The sequence below is a fragment of the Pseudorhizobium halotolerans genome, from assembly GCF_902153235.2.
GTDB lineage: Bacteria > Pseudomonadota > Alphaproteobacteria > Rhizobiales > Rhizobiaceae > Neorhizobium > Neorhizobium flavum.
Genome location: NZ_CABFWE030000002.1, coordinates 105,625 through 127,226 on the forward strand (window position 1 = coordinate 105,625; position 21,602 = coordinate 127,226).

Here is a 21,602-nt window from a genome sequence, read left to right on the forward strand (position 1 = left end):
TAGAACGAATGGCAGAAACGAATGACGCAGCTCTTCGGAGCTACTTTCAGGATGGTGATCGCTGGGAACAGGAGATCGTCAAAAAAGCCAAGCGATCGCGCTCGCTCGCATGGTTCGTCACAATGATTTTCGGCGCGATTACCCTGCTGTCGCTGACGGCATTGGTGATGCTCGTTCCGCTGAAGAGCTTTGAGCCGTACATCGTTGAGGTTGACAAGAACACCGGCTATATGGAGGTGAAGACCGGCCTAACCAGGTCTGCCAAACTAACCGACCAACAGGCGGTCACTCAAGCGAACGTCGTGCGCTATATCCGATCTCGCGAAGGCTACGACCCCTTCGCGATTGAGCAGAATTTCGGCATCGCCGCCCTGCTCTCTACTGATGATGCGGCCCGCGAGCTGCAGGAGCTTTACAGTGCGGCAAATCCCAACAATCCCGCAAAGGTCCTCGGCAAGAACAAGAAGGTAACGGTCGACATCAAGTCCGTCACCTTCTCCAATGCGAGCACGGCCTTAGTCCGGTTTTCAACAACCGAAAAATCGGACACGGATTCCATCGTCCGTCACTACATTTCGGTCGTTCGCTATCGCTATACGGACACGCCGGCGACCAACGAATGGCGCTTTGAGAACCCCTTGGGCTTCCAGGTCTACAACTACCGTCGCGATCAAGAAACGGTTACGCCCGGAGGTGAGGAATGATCAAACGCCTCCTGCTTTCCGCGGGCTGCGCGGCCGCGATGATGACTCACGCCCATGCTGCGCAGGCACCTCGCCCGGGCAGCCTCGATTCGCGCGTAACCAGCGTCGTATATCAGTCCAATAACGTGGTGAAGGTCTCTGCCACCTACGGCATCTCCACCATGATCATCTTTGATGAGGACGAAAAGTTCGAAACGATCTCGCTTGGCGACACCGACAGTTGGCAGGTTGCCCCTTCCGAGAAGGGCAACATTCTGTTCGTGAAGCCGATCGCAAAGAACGTCGCCACCAACATGAATGTTGTGACCAGCAAGAGGATCTATTTCCTCGAGCTCAACGACCATGCTCCGTCCGATGGCAAGCAGGTGTTCGGGATCCGTTTCGTCTATCCCGAGAAGGATCTGAATGCCGCGCTCCGCAAGGAGGCTGAGTACCGGGCGGCCTACCCGAACATGTCGAACGTCGATAAGGCCAACGTCAACATCGACTATTCGTTTTCCGGTAATCCGGCGTTGAAGCCTTTGGTGATCTTCGACGACGGGAAAAAGACCTTCTTCAAGTTCGGCAGCCGAGTGCCGGCAATTTTTGCCGTTCAGGCCGACTTTTCCGAGACGCTGCGAAATTTCCGGAAGGAGGGCGAATACATCGTCGTCGATGGTGTCGCGACGCAATACACGCTGCGCGAGGGCAATCAGTGGACCTGCATCTTTAACCTTCGCAAGCCCGACTTCGGCGCTCCGAATCCTGCCATTCTCGGTCCGGCTCCTGACACCAAGGCGACGAAACGTAGGAGGAGCGGCAACTAATGAAGCGCAGCCCTGAACTTGAGGCCATGACGGCGGCCGATGAGACGGCCGTCAGCAACAGGAACACTGGACGGAATCAAACCATCGGTATGGCCGCCCTGCTCCTGGGGGGCGCTATCGCCGCCTATTTCGTGCTTGCCACGGCAGGAGAAAAGCCGCGTGATGTCGTCGATAGCGACGAAGAGTTCCAGACGACGACCTTCCGGCCGCCGTCATTCGTGCGTGAGCAAGAAGAGCCGAAGCCGGAGATAGAACCTGCAGTCATCAATCTGCCGCCGCCACCTGAGCCGGTTCAAGAAACACCCGTTGATACAACCGAGTTCAAGATTCCTCCCCCGCCGGAGGTCGTTGAATACACGCCCGACGCGGCGCCTGTCGAAGAGTTTCCCGAACGCTATAGGTCAGGCCTGATCTCGCTTGATCAGAAAGGCAATGCCAGCGGCAACGGCGGATTTCCAGGCGAGGACGATTCCGGGCTGAGTGTCGCTGGCGAGGACCGCAACAGCAAGTACCTGGCTGCGGCCTCGAGTCTCGCCGATCGGAGCGCAAAGGCTCGGCAAATCGAACGCATCGATGCCATGATACCGGAAGGAACGTTGATCCCCGGCATCCTCGAGACCGCGATCAACAGCGATCTCCCCGGCCAGATTCGTGCGATCACGTCGCAGGACGTCTATTCCTTTGACGGGCGGCGCGTCCTCATTCCGACCGGAACGCGCCTCATTGGCGAATACCAGTCCGAGATCACCCGCGGGCAAAAACGGATTTTTGTTATCTGGACCCGGCTCATTCGCGACGACGGCGTGTCGGTGCGCCTCAACTCGATCGGCACGGATAGCTTGGGGCGCTCGGGCTTGACCGGCCACGTCGACAACAAATGGCGCGAGCGGTTCGGCTCCGCAATCATGCTTTCCGTCGTCGGCGCCGGCGCCAGCTTCCTGACCGGCTACGGAAGCGACGAGGCGTTCGGCGACAACAACAGCGAGGCACAACGTGGCGAGGAGCTCGCCCGCGAAACCATCGCCGAGACCTTCTCGGATATGGCGAACCAAGCCTTGAGCGAAAACCTGCGCATTCCTCCCACCATCAGCGTCAGCCAGGGCGAGCGGATCTTTGTCTACGTACGCCAGGACCTCGATTTCAGCGCCATGTATGACGACCCGGTCACCGAAGCGATGAAGGAGATTCAACGTGAACGTCGCCGCAGGTAACGCCACTACGATCAAACGCGATCGCCATTATTTCCTCAACCGCGCTCTCGAACCGATCAGGGAATTTCTTGACGATCCGAGGGTGGTGGAGATCGCCGTCAACAAACCGGGCCATGTCTATGTGGAGCGGATTGGCGCCGATTACATGCAGCATCATCTAATCAACGCCCTGACGGGTGATGAAATCCAGAACATCGGCGAGCGTGTTGCGGCTGCCACGAACCAGTTCATCAGCCGCTCGAGGCCGATCCTCAGCGCCGCACTTCCGACCGGCGAGCGTATCCAGATCGTCTTGCCGCCGGCGGCACCCGAAGGTGGCTCGATCTCGATCCGCAAGCAGGTGGTCAATAACTTCACGCTCGAGGAGTATCGCGACACGGGTTCGCTCGATAAGGTCTCTGTGGCCGTCGGCGGCCTCAGCGACATTGAGCGCGAGCTGATAGGGCATCTGCGCGCCAATCGGATCTACGATTTCATCCATACCGCCATCACCAAGCGGGTTTCTATCCTGATCAGTGGCGGCACTTCCTCCGGCAAAACGACCTTTCTCAATGCCTGCCTGAAGAGCGTCGATCCGCATGAGCGGATCATCACGCTCGAGGACACGCGAGAGCTCTTCCCACCGCAAGCAAATGCCGTTCATCTGATCGCGTCGAAGGGCGACCAGGGTACAGCGGACGTGACCATTCAAAGCCTGCTCGAGTCATCCCTACGCATGCGGCCGGATCGTCTGTTCGTCGGTGAAATTCGAGGCGCAGAGGCTTTTTCCTTCCTCCGGGCAATCAACACCGGCCATCCCGGCAGCATGTCGACGGTTCACGCCGATACGCCGATGGGTGCTTATGAACAGCTCGCCATGATGATGCAGCAAGCCGGTATGTCGGCAGGTTTTTCGAAGCAGGATCTGATGTCCTATATACAGATGGTCATCCCGATCGTCATCCAGCTCCGCCGTGAAGGCGGCAAGCGCGGCGTCTCTGAGATCTTCTTCGCCCGGGATGAGTCATGACGAAGCAGCTCCAGGCGTTCTACCTGCTCTTTTGCGTCGGGATAGCGTTCGTTGTCTGGATGCTCGGATACGGCCTGGGGCTTCAGCTCTTCTATAAGGACGGTCGGATCCTCGAAACGACGATCACGAGCAATCCTTTCGCTCCGATTCAACAGTTCTGGCATTACAGAACGAGCCCTGCCCTGCAGAAGGTCGCGCTCGGTTCGATGCTACCGGCGCTGCTGGCGGCGGGCCTTGTCGCCTACATCGGACTGAAGCCGACGAGCAGCCCATTGGGGGATGCCGCGTTTCAGGACATGGCCTCGCTACGGCGAGGGAAGTGGTTCCGCAAACAGGGACACATCTTCGGCCGGGTCGGGCGGAATATACTCCGCACCAGGGACGATCGGCATCATCTGATCATTGGCCCGACACGCTCCGGTAAAGGCGCCGGCTATGTGATCCCCAATGCGCTGATGCACGAAGGCTCTATGATCGTCACCGACCTCAAGGGCGAAGTGTTCAAGGCGACGGCGGGTTATCGCCGGCAGAACGGCAGCCAAGTCTTCCTATTCGCGCCCGGCTCCGAAAAGACCAACAGCTATAATCCGCTGGACTTTATTCGGCCGGAGCGCGGCAATCGCACGACCGACATTCAAAACATCGCCAGCATTCTTGTGCCCGAGAACACGGAATCAGAAAATTCCGTCTGGCAAGCGACCGCGCAACAGGTCCTTGCCGGCGCGATCAGCTACATCACGGAAAGCCCCTTCTACAAAGACCGGCGCAACCTCGCCGAGGTCAATTCCTTTTTTAACAGCGGCGTCGATCTCCAGGCGCTCATGAAATACATCAAGGAAAAAGAGCCCTACCTTGCGAAGTTCACCGTCGAGAGCTTCAATTCCTACATCGCTCTATCGGAACGCGCCGCCGCGTCTGCTCTCTTGGACATTCAAAAGGCTATGCGGCCTTTCAAGAACGAGAGGATTATTGCCGCGACCAATGTCACGGACATGGATCTTCGCGCAATGAAGCGCCGGCCGATCTCGATCTACCTGGCGCCGAACATCACCGACATCACCCTGCTGCGCCCTCTCCTCACGCTTTTCGTGCAGCAGGTGATGGATATTCTCACGCTTGAGCACGATCCCAATTCGCTCCCCGTCTACTTCCTGCTCGACGAGTTCCGGCAGTTGAAGCGAATGGACGAGATCATGACCAAGCTGCCCTATGTGGCTGGCTATAATATCAAGCTCGCCTTCATCATCCAGGATCTGAAGAACCTCGACGAGATCTACGGCGAAACGTCCCGGCATTCCCTGCTCGGCAATTGTGGCTATCAGCTCGTCCTCGGCGCCAACGATCAGGCCACAGCCGAGTACGCATCCCGCGCGCTCGGAAAGCGCACGATCCGCTACCAGTCGGAATCCCGCACGATCGAACTGATGGGCCTGCCTCGCCGCACGAAGGTAGAGCAGATTCGCGAACGCGATCTGATGATGCCGCAGGAGGTCCGGCAAATGCCTGAAAACAAGATGATCCTGCTCATCGAAGGACAACGGCCGATCTTTGGTGAAAAGCTTCGCTTCTTCCAAACACAGCCCTTCAAATCTGCCGAGGCATTTTCTCAGGCCAACATTCCGCAAGTGCCGGAAGTCGATTATCTGGCACCGAAGCCCGTGCCGGCGACAACTCCAGAATATGCCAAGGGGGGAGATCCTTCCGTCGAAATTCCCTCGCCGGCGCCAGCGAAAGAGGACAAGCCTTTGACGGCCGCCGCGGCGCGGGCGACTCCGGTCAAGGCAGATCCTGCTGCAGCACCTGCCAAACGCACCGTCAATAAAAAGGCGCTGGGCCCGAAGCCTAAGGCTGCAAACACTGGTGGCGCGGAAGCATCTGCAAGCCTCGATGCAATGGAAGCCCGGATAAAGGCCATCGAGGAGGGCCTCAAACCAAAGGCCGCGCAGCTCAAGGAAGTGGTCGAGACGAAAGCTGAGAAGCTTGGCGCCAAGTCCCCGACCAAGCGCCGCAACATCATGGACATCTTCAGCGCGACTGTGCCTGATCCCGTCGAAGTTGGTGTGCCGGCCGAGTGACGATGAGGATCCCAAATTGAATGACGTTATCCCCTTCCCCAATGCGAACCGCTCCGCCGGCGAAGTGTTCTGCGACCCAATGGGTACCTTTTTTCCGAGGCTCTATCGCGTCGAACTGCCTGATCGGCATCTCTATACCCTTTCACCGGCCGCAACCCCTTGCGCGCACGGCACCAAAGTCAGCCGCGAACATTCACTATCCTCCGGCGATAGGTTTTCGATCGTAGTGCGGCGGCACGGTTCTGGCAGCGCTGAGTGACGTGGAATTTGCGGAGAGGTCAGACGTGATCAGCCAGACCGATCAGGGATGCTTTACCCTTGCTCAACGGCCGACAAGGCCTAGCTGGCCGTCGCCGATGCTTTTCTACGTTGCAGAATCTCCTGCACCGACTCAGCTTGGCAAGGCAGGGTATTGGGAGCGCTCGGTCTCGATCACCGGCCGCTGGTATGAGGCCGGCATGCTTTCTGCCGATCTCGAAAAGTGAGCTTTAGAAGGGCCAGAACCCAGCGACATAGGTCGCGGTCTCATTTAGCCAGACCATCGTGTCACGATACCAGGCCATGACCGATTCAAAGACTTCCTGGACGAAGGCTAGAAACATGCTGGCGACGAAAATGAAGGCAATCACCTTCCCCAGGCCATCCTCTTTGGTGGAGTCGGTCTGGATGACGTATTGTTGACGGTTATCGTTGAGCATTGCCTCTTAACGGTCCCGGTCGTCGCGGTCGCGTTCCCTCTGTTGCATCTGTTCCCGCTCCAGCTCCTCGAGACGAGGAATATGCTGTTGGGCGGGGTCTGTCCGTGTCGTTTCTCCACTGCGCTGAGCGGCTTCCTTGTCCCTATTTAGACGATCTTGTAGGCGATTTGTAGCATCGACGGTGGACGCCAACTCGTGAGTTTCGCGCGTGTCGTTGTCGATCGACCGCCGATCCGGCTCATCGCGAGCTTCGCGTCCCTGCTCGGCAGCCGCATCGACGTTCGCCGGCGCCTTCCCCTTTACTTCGTCGAGGTCGGTCTCTGCTTCCGCAAACTCTTGCGCCAGCTCGTTCATATAGGCGTTGAAATCCCTTTGAGACGGCGGCGCTGCAATCTTAAAGTCCGTGTCGATCGTGACGCCATGAGCTCTCAGTTGCTCCAACTGCGGAGCAACACTGTCGATATGACTTTCGTGCTCTTGCCGATCCCTCTCGATCGATGGAACGTAATCGACGCCACTCTCCCGAGCGGATGCGGCTTCCTCTTCATCATAGCGGTAGTCGGTTTCCGTCCGCGAGAGATCGAGAACATCCCCCGGTCCAAGCTTGTCGAGTTGCCCGTTCATATCCGCGAGGAATTGCCGTTCGGCAGATACGTCGTTTCGGGTCGCATAGCTGTCCTCTGCAATGTCGCTCAAACGCTCGTTCAGGCGATCAATCCGCTCGGCTATGATCGTCTGCACTGCCTTAATGACGTCTGCGCGCCCATCTTCCTGTCGGTCCTGCCCCTCGGCTTGCTTTTCCGCGCGATCGATGGCCTGCCGCAAATCCTGGTCCTGCTCGGCAACGTCTCTGAGGTAGCTGTTTCCTTCGACAGCCAACTGTGCGGCCTTTTCCAACGCCTGCTGAAGGCCGGCTTGCATCCCATCTTTGCGGTCGGCCGAAAACTCGCCGGCCTCGATCCGATAAAGTCCCTCTCGGTAGTGCTCGATTTCGATCATGGCCTCGTTGCCGGCCTCAACAACAGCCTCGCCGTGCTTGGCGACTGCAGCGTCCCACTCGTCGTTGGCCGGATCACGCGGCTCGCTGCGAAGCGATTCGCCACCCTGCTCCGCCAACGCCTCTTTGCGCTGTTCGTAGAGGTCCACCAGCTCACGCTTTTGATTGACGAAATCTCGGGCCAAGCCGGCTATCTCGTCAAAGTCTGCCCGATCGTCTGCCGAGACCGATCGCTCCAACTTGAACAAGGCCGTCTCGACCTTCTTCTCGTAAGTCTCAAACTGTGCTCGTGACATTTCGCGCAATTCCTGACCCTCCAAAACCATCTCCTGCAATGTAGCCAAATTGATGCGGAAGTTCGGTCCAAAATCCGCTGGAATGACAGTTCCGCTCGTTTCCGTTTGTGGTGTCGAAAACCCTGATCCCAAGTACTCTCGATGCTGTGCGGCATAGGCCACGACCTGACGATCACCACCCGCCAGGGCGACTTTCAGCCACGATTCCTGCGCCTTTATGATGTACTGTCGACTCCGGTCGCTTTTCGCGACCGTGCGTCGGCCGCTACGCTTGGCGTCATATCTCGCCTGCGCAGCCTCGCTGGTCCCGACATGCTCTGTGCGGCCTTCGCGGCTCACCGGTCGTACCTGGGTGCGCGTGAATGCCGGCGGGCTGGCAAACTCGCGCCGGTCGGTCATTTCCATCTCAATGCCGTGATCCCGCGCCTTCTCTGCCATGACGGATCGCCATTCCCGAAATACGGCAGGCGTCGTCTCGATGCGATCACCGGAATCCGATTTCATTGCCACGATGGCATGAGCATGCACATGCGGACGCTTACCTCCCTCCCCTGCCTCTTTCGGATCGCTCGCCGGATCGTGCATTGCGAAGACATATCGATGCCCGGCAAATTGATGCGCCAGGAAGTCGCGCACCGCGCCTTCGAATGCGGCAACATCGGTTCCGGCCCGAGCCGACATAATGACGTGCATCACGTCACGGCTCCTGCGACTGTGGAGCTCGCTGCGCCATTCCTTCTGTACCAGCTCGCCTGCGACCTTCTCATTCCCTATCGGCCGGCCGCGATCGTCGCGAACGACGTCATGCCGATCGACGAGGCCGCGCAAGCGGCTGGCGCCGAACTCGACGCCATTTCCGTAGCCATGAAAGGAGAACTTCGCCGCAGCCTCGCCCGCGGCAGAGCTGATATCATATCGGCCTTGGATGATGCCGGCCGCCTTCGCGTCGCCCGTCAGCCGCTCCCCCTGCCCGCTTCGCAATACGACAAGCCCCTGAACGGTCACGGAGCCGCCCTCATTTTTCGCGATCGCATAGGCATAGCGCCGGTCGCCAAAGCCGCTCGTCAGGGTGCTCCTTACCTGCTCGTGCAATGCCTCGTCCGATGCAAAGCCGGACGCCGCGATTTCGACGGAAAAACTCCCAATGTCGCGGCTTTCCGCGCGGTTCTGGAAAAGATGGTCCCAATCGCCACGGATGCGCGCCAATTCCTCTCGCCCCTCGAGAATCCTGCCGCTTTCATTCTCCACCTTCAGCTCGCCGCCACGCGACACATAATTCAGCATCGCCCCGACCCGAGCACCGCCGCCATAAGACGCCATTTTGACGACTGCTGGCTGGCTTCCCTTTGCGACGGCCGCTAGCCGCGCCTCCATGGGTCGGGCAACCGTTGTCGCCGACGTTACCTGCGCTCGATGAGCCCCCCTGCCCTTCGATGCGGATCCACGAGCACCGGAAGCCCCGCTTGATCCTCCGCCGCCACCTGCAGCGCCGAGTTGAGCCAACTGCTTCAGGCGCTTTCGCATCTCTTCTTCAGCCGAAGCGCCCCGCCCGCCAGACGACATTTCGTGCAGCAGCGCTGCGCGCCGCTGCTCCCATTCGCTGGTGAATGCGCCGAAGAAGATTTCCAAAGGTTACTTCTCCCCTCGACGCTGATAACCAGCTCGCCGCGTCAGAGCACGTAACTCGCTCATCACGGCCGCTTGAACCCGCTGCACGTTCTCAAGGTTGATGTCCAACTCGCTTGGGTGGACACCCCGTCCGCTGTTGAGCGCCCTCGCAACCTGGTTCAGATTGATCCCGATCATCCTCATGTCTTCGAGCAGAGCCGCCATGATTAGGCGGTCTTCGCCGGTCAACATCGGCCGAACCCCCGCCCCCTCCAGTAGCAGCGACCGGAAAAAGCTGGACACCGTCATGCCGGCATGCTCGGCGGCCTTCTCGATCGCCGCATGTTCGTCACCCGACACGCGAACATGAACAGTGCGATCCTTCTTCGCCAGCTCCAGAGGAGCATTGAATTTCACGTCATCCATATGGGCGTTGGCCCCCTACTGGCGCTTGCGTCAGATGATCGAGGGTTCGTCCCTCGATTGTAGGAAAAGGGCGTAGCACATTTTTCCGTATCCTGCCCCTCCAAATAGTGAGGGGTTCAACGAAACAACTTCGAGCTGCCCCTCGCTCCGCTCGGCCTCTGCTTTGCGGACCGGGCCTTCACCCCGGTCACAGAACGAGGGAACGCTCACCAGGGTTCACCTCCGAGATCCGCTTTTTGAAGGCCTTTGTCTGCCTCTCGTACTCAGCCGCAAGGGACGCTCCGCTCTTCGCCCTTGACGCTTCCGTGCGAGCGTCAAAACCGGCCTTACGCGGCTCCGGGGTTCACTAATGCGGCGGTGGATGTTGATGCTGCACCGCACGCCGCCGAATGAGGCAGCCGGCAGTCACATGCCAACGTCGTGTTGATATTTCACACGAGTTAAAAGCACGAACTTTGCACATCATGTGTTTGTAGCGAAATGGTTTCACCTCGTGGGAAAAATTGTTCACATCATATAGGCTTGGTTTAGTTTGGCTCGATTGACCGCACGGTCTGGTAGTGTGATGATTTCTCGTCCTTGAGCAATCGTTCGTATCGTGTGCGAGCGCGACGTGGAGAGTTCGTGCAAGTACACGGCGAACTGCGGAATGACTTGAGCCAGCAAAGGGAGATGCGACGCTTGCCACAGTTTATTTCTGCCGTGACCGGCAAAGGTGGAGCTGGGAAGACAACAGCAGTAATCTTGATAGCCGGGGAATACGCGCTTCAAGGAAAGCGTGTCCTTCTTATCGACGCTGACGGACGCCAAAATCTGCAGGAATGGTGGAAGCGCTGTGAAGCAAAGGACAACCTGCCTGACAACATTGAGCTCATGACCGCCGCCCGCCAGACGGCCGTTCAGCATCTGCTGGAGAGCGAGGCGAATAACTTCGATGTCGTGTTGATGGACTCGCCCGGACAGGATACCGTTCTAAGGGACACCATCATCGCCGGTTCCGATATTGTGCTGACGCCGATTCAGCCGAACCAGGACGAGATCAAGGCGGCAGGACAGGCGGCGGCCGACACGGCCGATATTTCCGACAAGGTAGGGCGGGAAATTCCTCACGCCAACCTCGTCACCAGGATCACCATGCCGGCGAAACTGCTGGAGGCTTATCGCCTGATCAGGCCGTTCGTTCAGAACCTGCAGGAAGGGGGCTACGACTCCTACCTGCTCCAAACGGAGCTTATGGAGCGAAATTGCTACCGCGAAATTCGAAACGGCTATGGCACCGTGCAAATGCTCGATCTGACAGAGCCGGTGAAAAAAGCGAGGGCGGAAGTGATGAGCCTGGTTCGGGAGATCGATGCGCTTTTGGCAGGCAAGAAAGAGGTGACAGCGAATGGCTAAGGGTCAAACGACAGTTTCCGACTTTGCAGTCGCGCCCCGTCGCAGCCGTTCAGTGGAGCAATCCGCGACGCAGGCAGACACAGGGACCAAACCGGCTGAGCTGCCGACGGGACAGAGGAATGCAAATCAGCCTCACGGGCCTGCACCTCCCAGGCCTCAGGCTGAGAAACCCGTCAACCGTCTGATCGCCCCGACAGAAGTAGCGCGGCGCGAACGCGCCACCACGAGAGCATTGCAGCGCGAAGATTCGAGAATTCGGTTGCGCGACCTGAAAAGGGCACGCGATCGAGAGTCCAAGCACTACGTCAACTGCCCGCTGGATTACGACACGAAGACGCGGCTGCAAAAGGCCGCCCTCGAGAACGACGTCAAAATGACAGTCATCATGAAGGCCGCGATCGATCAGTTCCTCAAAGATAACGGCTACTGATCGATGTTAGGTCGCGGCTTTTTTCTTGGCGTGGACGTTGGTTGCGTCCTTGGCGTGTATGTTGCTCCTTATCTCAGCCGTCCGACGGTCGGGATGGGGAACATTGCCGGGAGCATTTTGCCTCAAATGAATGAAGCGACAGCCGTACCCGAAAGGGTACGTGGCGACAGACGATCAAGCCAAGGCCCACCTATTCGCAATGTCCAAATGGGACCTAAATAGGCATGGCAACGGATCCACCGTCAGCGTCAAGCGTTGCATGCAAATTGCAGATCAGGAGATCGCTTGCGAGCTTTCCGCGCAGCTCAAGTGGATCGACGGCGAAACGCAAATTGAAGCGTTTTTTCAAGAGGAAGGCGGCGATTGGAAGATAATAGCGGCAAAGAATCGCTAAGGCTGTTCTCGGCTGTTTCGCCGTCTTCAGAGCCGAACTTGTTTCCCGAATGCTGGGGCGCGTCCTGAAGCATTTTGTTTCACCGCCTCAAAAGGATCCCGCGAGCGAAATTTCCCCTAAAAAAGTATGGAATGTGCTGTGAATCTTCGGAGGGGCGTGCTCCAAAGTGCTTCATTTCGGTGCATAGTAATCGCTGAGGGGCGGAATCAAAAACGGGGTAAGGTCTTTGACTGATGCAATGAGTTTGATGAGCGCACGGGGTTTGGTCGAAATAACCGATCCGGAATTTGACAGACCGGTCTTCCGCCAGCCGGGTTTCGACGGCACCCTTACCGCAAAGGAGATGGACGAAAAGATCTCGGCTTGGCTTAAGAAAACGCGCGAAGCCAAGGGCATCTCCCGCGCCGATTTAGCGCATTTGCTAGGACTCTCCGTATCGGTCTACGGAAGGTACGAGCGAGGCTCAGAAGCTCGGTTGTCGATCCCGCGCCTGATACATCTCTGTGAGATCATGGGCTTTATGCCTCTCGATGTGATTTTCGACATAGCGCCGCACTTGTGGGGCACGACGGAAGAAGAAGCAGAAGACCGCCTGACATTGATGAAGCTCATCGAACAATTGCCTCAAGACACCATGCGCGATCTGATCCGGCTTCTGAGACGCATGACCCCAGGCGAACCAGCGGCCGACGCTGTCGCCACCAGCACGAGCGAAGGCCGCTAGGCGGCGCAGTCCTCCTTTGCAAGTCAGGGCGGGTAGCGGTGAAAGCGGCAGCCGCCCCACTCCCGTTTACCACAGGCTCCGACCTTCTCTTCGGCGCAATGTGAAGGCGCGTTCAGGCCTCCGCCTGCTTCGCTCCGCCCCTTTGGGCGGAGTGGAAAACGGGAGTGAGCCGGAACTCTTCTACTCGGGTCGTCTTTGCAGGCCCAATAAGTTCGCCCAACGCGACGAAGCGGCATCACGCACGCCGCAACGCGCTGCGCAAGAAGGGATTCGTGCAGCGGAGTGCAGCCGGCCTCGAGCGTCGCATCAAATTCATGGTTGGCGATCAAAGATTCGTACATGTTGTTGGACAGCTGAACCTCGCGCGACGAATCTTGGGGGCATGACCCAGCACCGGTTCCGCCTGTATGTTCAGCGAATCGACACCACTAAAAACATGGCACGTTTTTACGCCATGTCGATCGAACCGGATCTGTTCGGCGGCTCCGCGCTGGTTCGTCGCTGGGGTCGCATCGGTACTCGCGGCCAGGAGCGTATCGATTTGTTTACGGATGACCTCCAAGCGATCAACACTTCCTTTTCTTGGCTCGCCAAAAAGCGAGTCCGCGGCTACATGCCCCAACCGCTCTCCTGGCCTCTGAAGGCGTGCCTGCCTGATATTGAGTTCGTTCGGACTCTATGCGGCGGGTCGCCATGTTCGGTGGAGCGGTGGGCTGACGCCAGACGCGTCCGATTGGCTCAAAGATAGCCGCACCCCTCAGTAGTGTAACACCACGACGACACTGCAGGTAACGTCAGCGGGTTTCTTTGCCCCGACGCCAGTGTTGCGATCTCGCTATTCGGCGTCAAAAAATAAGTTCGCTTCCATGCGCAGCCTTGCTCTGCGCTTCCGCGGAATCTTTCGCAGCCGCGATCCGGGCAAGCGCGACAGCTGAATTGGCGATGCCGTTAACTCGGGTTTGGTCGCTATTGAGCGGTTCGCACGCGTCCTGCAGCGCGATCTTGACGCTGTCTACAACCCCATCGAACTGTCGTGGAGCAACGGCCAGGCGGGGGGCCAAATCAACCGCCTGAACACAATCAAGCGTGCGATGTATGGCAGAGCTGGCCCGGAGCTGCTCAGGGCACGCATGCTGCCACTCGACCAAAATCGCCACCACACGAAGTGAGGAAGACCCCTTTTAACTGCCAAGCGACACCAGTGTGAGCACGTATTACTAGTCACTCGCACGGGTCGAACGAGGCATGGTGCCACTACATAGAGCGAGCTCACACGCTCACAGCCCCGGAGGGATCGTTCTTGCCGCGGTCGCCGGCATGGACGAAGCCGGCGCGCCATTGGGACCCCCGGGGCTGGTAGGCGGACCGGCATCAGGCTGTTTCAGGCCAGCGTGTAGGCCGTTTTCACTGTCGTGTAGAACTCCGCGGCGTAACGGCCCTGCTCGCGGGGCCCGAAGCTCGATCCCTTGCGACCGCCGAACGGTACATGAAAGTCGACGCCGCCAGTGGGCAGATTGACAAATATCATGCCGGCCTCGGCATTGCGCTTATAGTGCGTCGCGTGTTTCAGGCTGGCGGTGCAGATCCCTGAGGATAGGCCGAATGGCGTGTCGTTTGCGGTCTCCAGCGCCTCTTCATAATCCTTGACGCGAATTACCGCCGCGACGGGACCGAAAATCTCTTCGCGGCTGATGCGCATATTGTTGGTCGCCTCAGTGAACAGGGCGGGCTGCAAGTAGAAGCCGGGCGTCTCACGGTTCAGCCTTTCGCCACCACACACCAGCTTAGCGCCCTCCTCACGGCCAATGGCGATATACTTCTCGTCCTGGCTGAGTTGATTCTCGTCCACTACCGGACCGATCTGCGTCCCCGCCTTGAGCGCGTCGTCGATGACGAGGCTCTTAAGCTTTTCGGTGACTGCCGAGACGAAGCGATCGTGAATGTTTTCGGTGACGATCAGCCGTGAGGAAGCCGTGCAGCGCTGGCCAGTCAAGAAGAATGCACCGTTGACGGCGCAGTCGACCGCCACATCGAGGTCCGCATCATCGAGCACGACCAGCGGATTCTTGCCGCCCATCTCGAGTTGGAACTTCCTGCCATATTCGACGCAGGAAGCCGCCACGCGCCGACCGATCTCCAGCGAGCCGGTGAAGCTTATAGCATCTATGTCGGGGCTATCGAGCATCGTCTGGCCGACGACTGAACCACGGCCCATTACGAGATTGAGTACACCCTTTGGCAGGCCTGCGCGGTGCAGAATATCAACGATCTCCCAAGCGCAGCCGGGAGTGAGATCAGCCGGCTTGAATACTACGGTGTTGCCGTAGCAAAGCGCCGGCGCGATTTTCCACGCCGGAATGGCGATTGGGAAGTTCCACGGCGTGATGATGGCGATTACGCCGACCGGCTCACGCGTCACGTCCACTCCGACGCCCGGACGCACAGAGGGCAACGTTTCGCCGGCCAGCCGGAGCGTTTCGCCCGCGAAGAAATCGAAGACTTGGGCCGCACGAATCGTTTCGCCGACCCCCTCGGCCAGTGATTTGCCTTCCTCGCGCGACAAAAGTCGACCGAGTTCGTCCTTGCGGGCCAGAATTTCGTCGGCCGCCTTGCGCAAAACGGCGTGGCGCTCCAAGGGGCTCGTGCGCGACCATTTCGGGAATGTACGCTTGGCGGCGGCGATCGCAGCTTGGGCGTCTGCTCGCGTAGCGCGCGCATAGGTGCCGACGATGTCGTTGGTGTTGGAGGGGTTAATGTTGGGCGCGGCTTCGCCTTCGACCCAAGCTCCATCAATCAGGTTAGCATGCAAGGTGGTCATGGCGGGGCGGGTTCTCCATATCGATTTTACGGGATTGCGGACCATGTCGGGGAGGCTCCGGACTCATGACCCAGAGCGTTCTCGGAAGCACGTGACCATCGGATCGCTCAAATTATCCAAGTATTTTTTCAAGTCGTTCTTCTTTATCTTTCCATTCGGAGCGATCGGCAAATTTTGCATAACAATAATCTGCTGCGGCAACTTGTACTGGGCAAGACGGCTTTTCAGAAAGGACTTAATGTCATCCGTCTCGCAACGCCTTTCAGGCAACATTTCCACGAAGGCTATAATTTCCTCATTTCCCTCAACAGGACGACCGACCACGGCGGAGTTAAGAATGCTGGGATGCGCATTTAGGGCGGCTTCGACTTCCGGAGGATAGACATTGAAGCCAGAGCGAATGATCAATTCCTTCGATCGACCTTGAATGACTAATTCGCCCCGATCGTTGCGGCTGACGATATCGCCAGTATGAAGATAGCCGTCCTCGTCAATAACTTCGGCGGTCGCTTTCGGTTGGCGATAGTATCCCAACATCACATTGGGACCTCTAACTAGCAATTCTCCCGGCTGGCCCTCTGGGACATCCAGACCGTCAGGTCCGACGATCCTGATCTCAACCCCTTGTATCGGTGGACCAATGTTGACCTCGTCGCTACCCATCGAATAACGCGACCGGCTGATCGTCGGCGATGTTTCCGTCAATCCGTATCCGTTTTGCAGAACTACGCCGAACAGCCGTTCGACATTCTTACGCAAAGACAGATCGAGCGGCGCGGTGCCCGTGTAGGCGTACCGGAGGTTGTTAGGCGTGAGCTTTTCCCCAGTCTGTTCGACATGTGCCACCACCCGGGTCAGCATGGCAGGAACGGCGTTGAAAATCGTCAGCTCTCCGCTGCGAACAGCATCCAGCGCTTCTTGTAATGAAAATCGCGGCATAATTTTCATGCGCGCGCCGGCGTACAACATGCCTTGCATCAACACGAGCCCGTACGAATGAGATATCGGCATGACACACAAGGCGACATCGTCGCGAGAAAGAGTTTGTGTTCGTCTTCCCCTGCTTGAGACGAAAGTCAGATTGCGATGGCTCAGCATAACCCCCTTGGGGCGCCCCGTGGTTCCAGTAGTGTAGACTAGAACGGCGACTTGCTCTGCGGATCCTTCGTGTACTTCTTCCGGCGCGCTGTTCTCATTTAACGGACCGATCGTCACGGCGCCAATGCCAGTAAAGAGCCGCACATCAGCATTATCGTCACCCGCATCTGTTGCAGACACGTTGGGATGGGTGCGAAATATACGCCGCGGCTGGCAATCCTCCTCTATAAGAGCAAGTTCATGCTTGCTGAGCCGGGCGTTTGCTAGCACCGCCCATGCATCCAACCGGCTAGCAGCGTACATTAGAACGATAGCCCCGATCGAGTTTTCGCAAACGATCATCATCCGATCACCCGGCCGAATCCCTAGTTCCCGCAGTTCACTAGAGACAGCTTCGACAGTGTCAATCAGCCGGCGGTAGGACCAATCAATCCCGTTTTCGTCTGTAAAGGCGACGCGGGACTCACCGAACGTCGCGCCTTCCTCCAAGATCATATGAATGCGACGAGGCAGTTCGGCCGAAAAATCCATCTCAATTTCCCCAGATCCTGATAGTTTCAGCGCGGCTATTGGTATATCCAATTTGGTCATCCAATTCCTCGGCTGTCAAGTAGATAATCAATCCATCAGCCGGATTCGTGGCCCGATATAGTAGGTGACTTCAAACGGCTTTACGGTCGCTCAGAATTGTTCAAGATCCTGAGCTAGCCCCGCAGGGAGAACCGCTGCCTCAAGTGCCGCTACGCGGCGCAGGCGCGACGAACAGATCGCCGCGCCTGACGCCTGGGAGGATTTGTGTGATTGTTACGAGCTTCCGTTCTTTCCGAACATGTTCTTCCAAGCCTCGGTGCCCGGCTTAGCTTCCCATCGTTTGCTGTCGGACAACGTATCTATGCCCGCCCGAACCCCCGGACGGTCTTTGATCGCTTGGTACCATCGATCAATGTTCGGGTACTCCGACAAGTCGCGTCGATGCAATTTTCGGGTGCGAACCCAAGGGAATGTGCTGATATCAGCGATCGAATACTCGCCGGCAAGATATTCATGTTGGCCAAGGCGTTTTTCGAGAATGTTGTATATTCGACCAACTTCCCGGTCGTAACGTTCAATGGCGTAATCTATCTTCTCATCCGCATACACCATGAAGTGGTGTGCTTGGCCCAGCATTGGACCCATTGTCGAATTCTGGAAGACAAGCCACTTTAGCGTTTCATAGCGTTTTTCAGGATCCTGAGAAAGGAATTTTCCTGATTTTTCCGCAAGATAGATCAGTACAACCGCGGATTCAAAAACCGCATAAGGTTTGTTGTGCGGGCCATCGTGATCCACGATGGCCGGCACCTTGTTGTTTGGATTGATCTTCAGGAAGTCCGGATTAAACTGCTCTCCTGCCGTTATATCAACCGGAATTACACGGTACTCCAAGTCCAACTCTGCAAGCATTATAGCGGCTTTATACCCGTTGGGGGTTGGCCAGAAGTATAGATCAATCATCGCTGAAGAAATCCCTATCCGACGATCTTCAATCCTGCCGGCTTGTCAACAAGCAGGCCAGGGTTCAACATCCAATTTGGGTCGAGTTCGGTTTTCGCAGCCGCCAGCACACGGCGGAACAATGGATCGACCTCCTTGTCGTACCAAGGACGGAACGACTTGCCTACGGCATGATGGTGCGTGATGGTTGCGCCGAGCTCAATTAGCGCATTCGACGCCACATCGTGGAGCATCGAATAGGCTTCAAGGCTGTTGTCATGTGTCGAAGGAGCCATGATCGAATAGTACGGAGCGGGACCGTCCGGATACAGGAAGGAAAACCTGCGGCAGACAATACCGCCACCAAGGTGCTCCTTCTGGGCCGCCCTCACGCGACGCATGATCTCGGTGTCAACTTCTTCGAACCGATCCCAAGTGTAGGCGGTTTCGAACGTGAAGCTGACGATTCCCATCGCTGCGCGCGTATGCATCAGCCGGGGCAAGTATCTGAACTGATGCCGCCAGTTACCTTGCGGCCCGCTGCGGCTGGTCTCCAGCGCGTTGTCCGCAGTTCCCGCGCGCTGCTTCACGACGCCACCGAAGTCCTTGCAGATTTCGAGACCACGCTCGAGCCATGCGTCCACCGGATGGTCAGCGGATTCGAAGCCCAGCAGCAAGACCGAATCGGTGCCGTCCCCGGCGCCGTAGAATTTGGCGTCCTGCTCGTCCAGATAGCGGCAGTTCGCCGGGAACAGTCCCGCTTGGGTGATCTGACGGACGGCCTTGGCACCCTCATAGAACGTCTTGAAGGAGATGGAGGCATTCGCACGGAATTTCACACGTCCCTGAAGACGCATCCACGCATCCGTGATGATGCCCATCGTGCCTTCCGACCCGATGAACAGGCGATCCGGATTGGGTCCCGCACCGGAGCCTGGCAGCCGGCGGTTCTGGATCGTTCCCGCTGGCGTGACCACCCGTAGGCTTTCCACCATGTCGTCGATATGCGTGAGATGGGTCGCATAATGGCCGGACGAGCGGGTTGCGATCCAGCCGCCCAGCGACGAGAACTCCCACGATTGGGGAATATGGCGCAGGGTGAGACCGTGCGGCTTCAGTTGTTCTTCCAGAGCCGGCCCGAGAATGCCTGCCTGTATCCGCGCGCAGCGTGACACGGGGTCGATTTCGAGAATCTGGTTGAGGTTGCCCAGGTCGATGACGACGACGCCGGGAAAGGCGTCGCGCTCGGGGCCCCAGAAGCCGCCGGTGACGCTCGAACCACCGCCATACGGTATGCATGCATAGCCATTTTCCCCACACCAGTCGAAGATGGCGGCGATGTCTTCTTCGTCGCGCGGATAGGCCACGACGTCCGGGGCCTTTTTGAAATCGCGCCTGTAGATAAGGGTCATGTCCTTGAAACCCTTACCGTACGTATGAACAATTCTGTCCCATTTTTCAGAGGTACAGAAATCCTCCAGAGTACGTGGGATCTTTATGCGCGACGGGTAAAGTTCAATCTCATCGAGAGTCGGGTCTGACAGAACTTTGATATCCTTAATTCCGAGCCGCTGCTCCACGCGTTCTCGCATGATACGGATTTCGTCCTGGGAATTGTCTTCCCCTTCATATCCCCACGTCCAGAATTTCCTACGCGTGCCATAGTAGCCGCTCTTTTCCTTCGCCACGGCGCTTCCTCCTTCGAGATTTTCAACGTCCAACCATCCAGGTGCGCATACGTTCGGGAAACATCGCGATCTGGTTCGACCAAATTGGCATATCCAGTTCTGGCAGTCAATGGGTTTTGGAGTAGATCGCGCCCTGAACTGCGCCATCGCTATCCTTGATGTATCTGGTCGGCACGGTCCTTTCGGCAGTAGCACACGTTGATCGCGCCTTGGCCGGTATTGGACAGCCCTCCACGGGCTGAAAGTGACGGGCTTCCAAACAGAACTTGCCTTCGGGATGAGCGAACGGCGGGCGTGTAAAGACATCGGCTGCCGCCGCATGACGGTTCGCTACAGACCAGCCGTCCCGACGACCGCGACGTTCGCGGGAGGATGAAGGCGATAGCGCAGGAGGGTTCGGTTACAGCGACTCCTCGTGATGCTGAGGCGGTAAGGGCTCGTCGTGAACCGCAAGAAATTGTTCCGGCTCTACGGATAGGAGAAGTTCACCGGTGGCGCAGGCGTGGCGACCGCAAGCGGGCGATCAGCAGCAGGGCGCCGATGCTGGTGCCGCTGCGCCCCGACGAGAGCTGGACTTCGTGTCGGACCAGCTTACCGACGGCCGATGCGATAACGTGAAGAATCTTTCGCACTTTCAGATTTGACGGCTTCTTCTACAGTGACGGAAGGAGCGCAAGGATGGATTACGAAAAGGATGCGGGCGTGGGTGAGGTGATCCGGATCGACGAAGCGCAAATCAAGGATCACCTTGCCGCGATGGTGCGCGGGACGGTCGAGGAGGCGCTATCGACGGAGTGAGAGTTCGGTCGAGAGGCGGCTCGATGATGGCCGTCTCGAAAATCTGGCGGCGCAGCTTCGGCACCTTCAGCGTCACCTCGCCAGCCTGTGCAGTGCCCGCTCGTAGCTGCCGGCCCGCGTGTCCTGGCTGCCTTCATTGCGTTCATAGCGCCCTGCGCCACACAAGCGGTCCGCCTCCGCGTCGAGCAGCGCATTCAGCGATGTCGGCTTTGAGCGCGAGCGGCACGCCGACCGTTATCTGAAGCCGCCGGAAGAAATGGCGCGGCTCTTTCCCCCCTTTACACGGAAGCTTTGGCGCGGACGATCGAGATCGTAGAGCACTGCAGGTACTCGCTCGAAGAGCTCGTCTATCAATATCTCGAAGAGGCAGCTGATCGAGATGTATCTGGCCGGTGTCTCGGTGCGGCGCGTGGAGGACATCACCGAGGCGCTGTGAGGCACGCGGGTCGAGAAGATCGAGGAATGGCGAAACCGCGCCGATCGAGGGCGATCACCCCTATCTCTATCTCGACGGCATCGTGATGAAGCGGACCTGGGCGGGCGAGGTGCGCAACGTCTCGCTGCCGGTGGCCAGCGCCGTCAATTCCGAGGGTTACCGGCATCTGCGAAGGCGCCAAGGAGGACAAGTCCGGCTGGTCGGCGTCTTGCGCCACCGACCGCGGCTTGAGCGGCGTGCAACTGATCATCTCGGACGCTTGCCGCGGCCTAGTGGAAAGCGTCGCCGACTATCTGTCCGAGGCGCGCTGGCAGCGCTGCATGGTGCATTTTACCGGAACGTGTTCAGCCACGTGTCAAAGACCAAGGTGCGTGAAATCAGCCATATGCTCAAGGCGATCCATGCCCAGGAAAGCCGAGAAGCAGCGCAGGAGAAGGCTGCCATGATCATCGAGGACCTACGCCGGCAAAAGCTCGGGAAAGCGGCCGAGTTGATGGAGGCGCATATCGATGAGCCCC

General features: G+C 58.1%; 17 protein-coding genes and 6 pseudogenes. 15 read left to right on the plus strand and 8 right to left on the minus strand.

Annotated features, from left to right (window positions below):
• The first annotated feature begins 8 nt into the window (after nucleotides 1–8).
• The 6 genes from FN060_RS03070 (at nucleotide 9) to FN060_RS03095 (ending at nucleotide 6,290) form a co-directional block, all read left to right on the plus strand.
• On the plus strand, nucleotides 9–704 hold the full coding sequence (locus tag FN060_RS03070; RefSeq protein WP_018210780.1) for a VirB8 family type IV secretion system protein: 696 nt from the start codon (nucleotides 9–11) through the stop codon (nucleotides 702–704).
• Nucleotides 701–1,510 (plus strand): TrbG/VirB9 family P-type conjugative transfer protein, encoded by an 810-nt coding sequence (locus FN060_RS03075; RefSeq protein ID WP_142586837.1) that lies wholly within the window; start codon nucleotides 701–703, stop codon nucleotides 1,508–1,510. The genes FN060_RS03070 and FN060_RS03075 overlap by 4 nt, the downstream gene beginning before the upstream one ends.
• On the plus strand, nucleotides 1,510–2,721 hold the full coding sequence (gene virB10, locus FN060_RS03080) for a type IV secretion system protein VirB10 (RefSeq protein ID WP_142586838.1): 1,212 nt from the start codon (nucleotides 1,510–1,512) through the stop codon (nucleotides 2,719–2,721). Before FN060_RS03075 ends, virB10 begins: the two co-directional genes overlap by 1 nt.
• Nucleotides 2,702–3,730: a P-type DNA transfer ATPase VirB11 gene (virB11, locus tag FN060_RS03085; protein WP_142586839.1), complete on the plus strand. Its 1,029-nt coding sequence runs from the start codon at nucleotides 2,702–2,704 to the stop codon at nucleotides 3,728–3,730. Before virB10 ends, virB11 begins: the two co-directional genes overlap by 20 nt.
• Nucleotides 3,727–5,805 (plus strand): type IV secretory system conjugative DNA transfer family protein, encoded by a 2,079-nt coding sequence (locus FN060_RS03090; RefSeq protein WP_142586840.1) that lies wholly within the window; start codon nucleotides 3,727–3,729, stop codon nucleotides 5,803–5,805. Before virB11 ends, FN060_RS03090 begins: the two co-directional genes overlap by 4 nt.
• A gap of 284 nt (nucleotides 5,806–6,089) precedes the next feature.
• Entirely contained in the window at nucleotides 6,090–6,290 is a 201-nt protein-coding gene (locus FN060_RS03095) for a hypothetical protein (protein WP_142586841.1), read from the plus strand.
• Between the two features lie 3 nt (nucleotides 6,291–6,293).
• Here the strand turns inward: FN060_RS03095 and FN060_RS03100 are convergent, their stop codons facing one another.
• From FN060_RS03100 to FN060_RS03110, 3 genes are read right to left on the minus strand one after another with little or no spacing between them, the layout of a single operon-like run.
• Entirely contained in the window at nucleotides 6,294–6,503 is a 210-nt protein-coding gene (locus FN060_RS03100; RefSeq protein WP_142586842.1) for a hypothetical protein, read from the minus strand.
• 6 nt (nucleotides 6,504–6,509) lie between these two features.
• Nucleotides 6,510–9,425, minus strand: a complete 2,916-nt coding sequence (locus tag FN060_RS03105; protein WP_077548359.1) for a coiled-coil domain-containing protein — start codon at nucleotides 9,423–9,425, stop codon at nucleotides 6,510–6,512.
• Nucleotides 9,426–9,428: 3 nt separating this feature from the next.
• Nucleotides 9,429–9,830, minus strand: coding sequence for a DUF6290 family protein (locus FN060_RS03110; RefSeq protein ID WP_077548358.1), 402 nt, complete (start codon nucleotides 9,828–9,830; stop codon nucleotides 9,429–9,431).
• A gap of 681 nt (nucleotides 9,831–10,511) precedes the next feature.
• On the opposite strand from FN060_RS03110, the gene FN060_RS03115 reads away from it, so the two are divergent.
• The 6 genes and pseudogenes from FN060_RS03115 to FN060_RS23500 form a co-directional block, all read left to right on the plus strand.
• On the plus strand, nucleotides 10,512–11,225 hold the full coding sequence (locus FN060_RS03115; RefSeq protein ID WP_142586855.1) for a ParA family protein: 714 nt from the start codon (nucleotides 10,512–10,514) through the stop codon (nucleotides 11,223–11,225).
• Nucleotides 11,218–11,655, plus strand: coding sequence for a hypothetical protein (locus FN060_RS23495; protein ID WP_142586843.1), 438 nt, complete (start codon nucleotides 11,218–11,220; stop codon nucleotides 11,653–11,655). The genes FN060_RS03115 and FN060_RS23495 overlap by 8 nt, the downstream gene beginning before the upstream one ends.
• Nucleotides 11,656–11,658: 3 nt before the next feature.
• Nucleotides 11,659–12,049 (plus strand): annotated as a pseudogene (locus FN060_RS23445) (hypothetical protein).
• A 238-nt stretch (nucleotides 12,050–12,287) separates the two neighbouring features.
• On the plus strand, nucleotides 12,288–12,773 hold the full coding sequence (locus FN060_RS03130) for a helix-turn-helix transcriptional regulator (protein WP_036588671.1): 486 nt from the start codon (nucleotides 12,288–12,290) through the stop codon (nucleotides 12,771–12,773).
• Nucleotides 12,774–13,155: 382 nt separating this feature from the next.
• Nucleotides 13,156–13,404: pseudogene (locus FN060_RS03135) on the plus strand (WGR domain-containing protein); the annotation flags it as partial.
• A 226-nt stretch (nucleotides 13,405–13,630) separates the two neighbouring features.
• Nucleotides 13,631–13,942 (plus strand): annotated as a pseudogene (locus FN060_RS23500) (ISL3 family transposase); the annotation flags it as partial.
• Nucleotides 13,943–14,154: 212 nt separating this feature from the next.
• Here the strand turns inward: FN060_RS23500 and FN060_RS03145 are convergent.
• From FN060_RS03145 to FN060_RS03160, 4 genes are all read right to left on the minus strand, one after another.
• On the minus strand, nucleotides 14,155–15,591 hold the full coding sequence (locus FN060_RS03145) for an aldehyde dehydrogenase family protein (protein ID WP_077548355.1): 1,437 nt from the start codon (nucleotides 15,589–15,591) through the stop codon (nucleotides 14,155–14,157).
• Nucleotides 15,592–15,654: 63 nt separating this feature from the next.
• On the minus strand, nucleotides 15,655–17,280 hold the full coding sequence (locus FN060_RS03150) for a class I adenylate-forming enzyme family protein (RefSeq protein ID WP_244487769.1): 1,626 nt from the start codon (nucleotides 17,278–17,280) through the stop codon (nucleotides 15,655–15,657).
• Nucleotides 17,281–17,493: 213 nt separating this feature from the next.
• Nucleotides 17,494–18,183, minus strand: coding sequence for a glutathione S-transferase N-terminal domain-containing protein (locus FN060_RS03155; protein ID WP_036588669.1), 690 nt, complete (start codon nucleotides 18,181–18,183; stop codon nucleotides 17,494–17,496).
• Between the two features lie 14 nt (nucleotides 18,184–18,197).
• Nucleotides 18,198–19,850: an FAD-binding oxidoreductase gene (locus FN060_RS03160; RefSeq protein WP_036588668.1), complete on the minus strand. Its 1,653-nt coding sequence runs from the start codon at nucleotides 19,848–19,850 to the stop codon at nucleotides 18,198–18,200.
• Between the two features lie 274 nt (nucleotides 19,851–20,124).
• Between FN060_RS03160 and FN060_RS23030 the strand changes: the two are divergent.
• Nucleotides 20,125–20,455 (plus strand): annotated as a pseudogene (locus tag FN060_RS23030) (IS3 family transposase); the annotation flags it as partial.
• 265 nt (nucleotides 20,456–20,720) lie between these two features.
• Here the strand turns inward: FN060_RS23030 and FN060_RS23035 are convergent.
• A complete protein-coding gene (locus FN060_RS23035; protein ID WP_235864271.1) occupies nucleotides 20,721–20,813 on the minus strand; it encodes a hypothetical protein in 93 nt (30 codons plus the stop codon).
• A gap of 31 nt (nucleotides 20,814–20,844) precedes the next feature.
• On the opposite strand from FN060_RS23035, the pseudogene FN060_RS23040 reads away from it, so the two are divergent.
• Nucleotides 20,845–21,017: pseudogene (locus FN060_RS23040) on the plus strand (PHP domain-containing protein); the annotation flags it as partial.
• A 231-nt stretch (nucleotides 21,018–21,248) separates the two neighbouring features.
• Nucleotides 21,249–21,550: pseudogene (locus FN060_RS23340) on the plus strand (transposase); the annotation flags it as partial.
• Nucleotides 21,551–21,602: the final 52 nt, after the last annotated feature.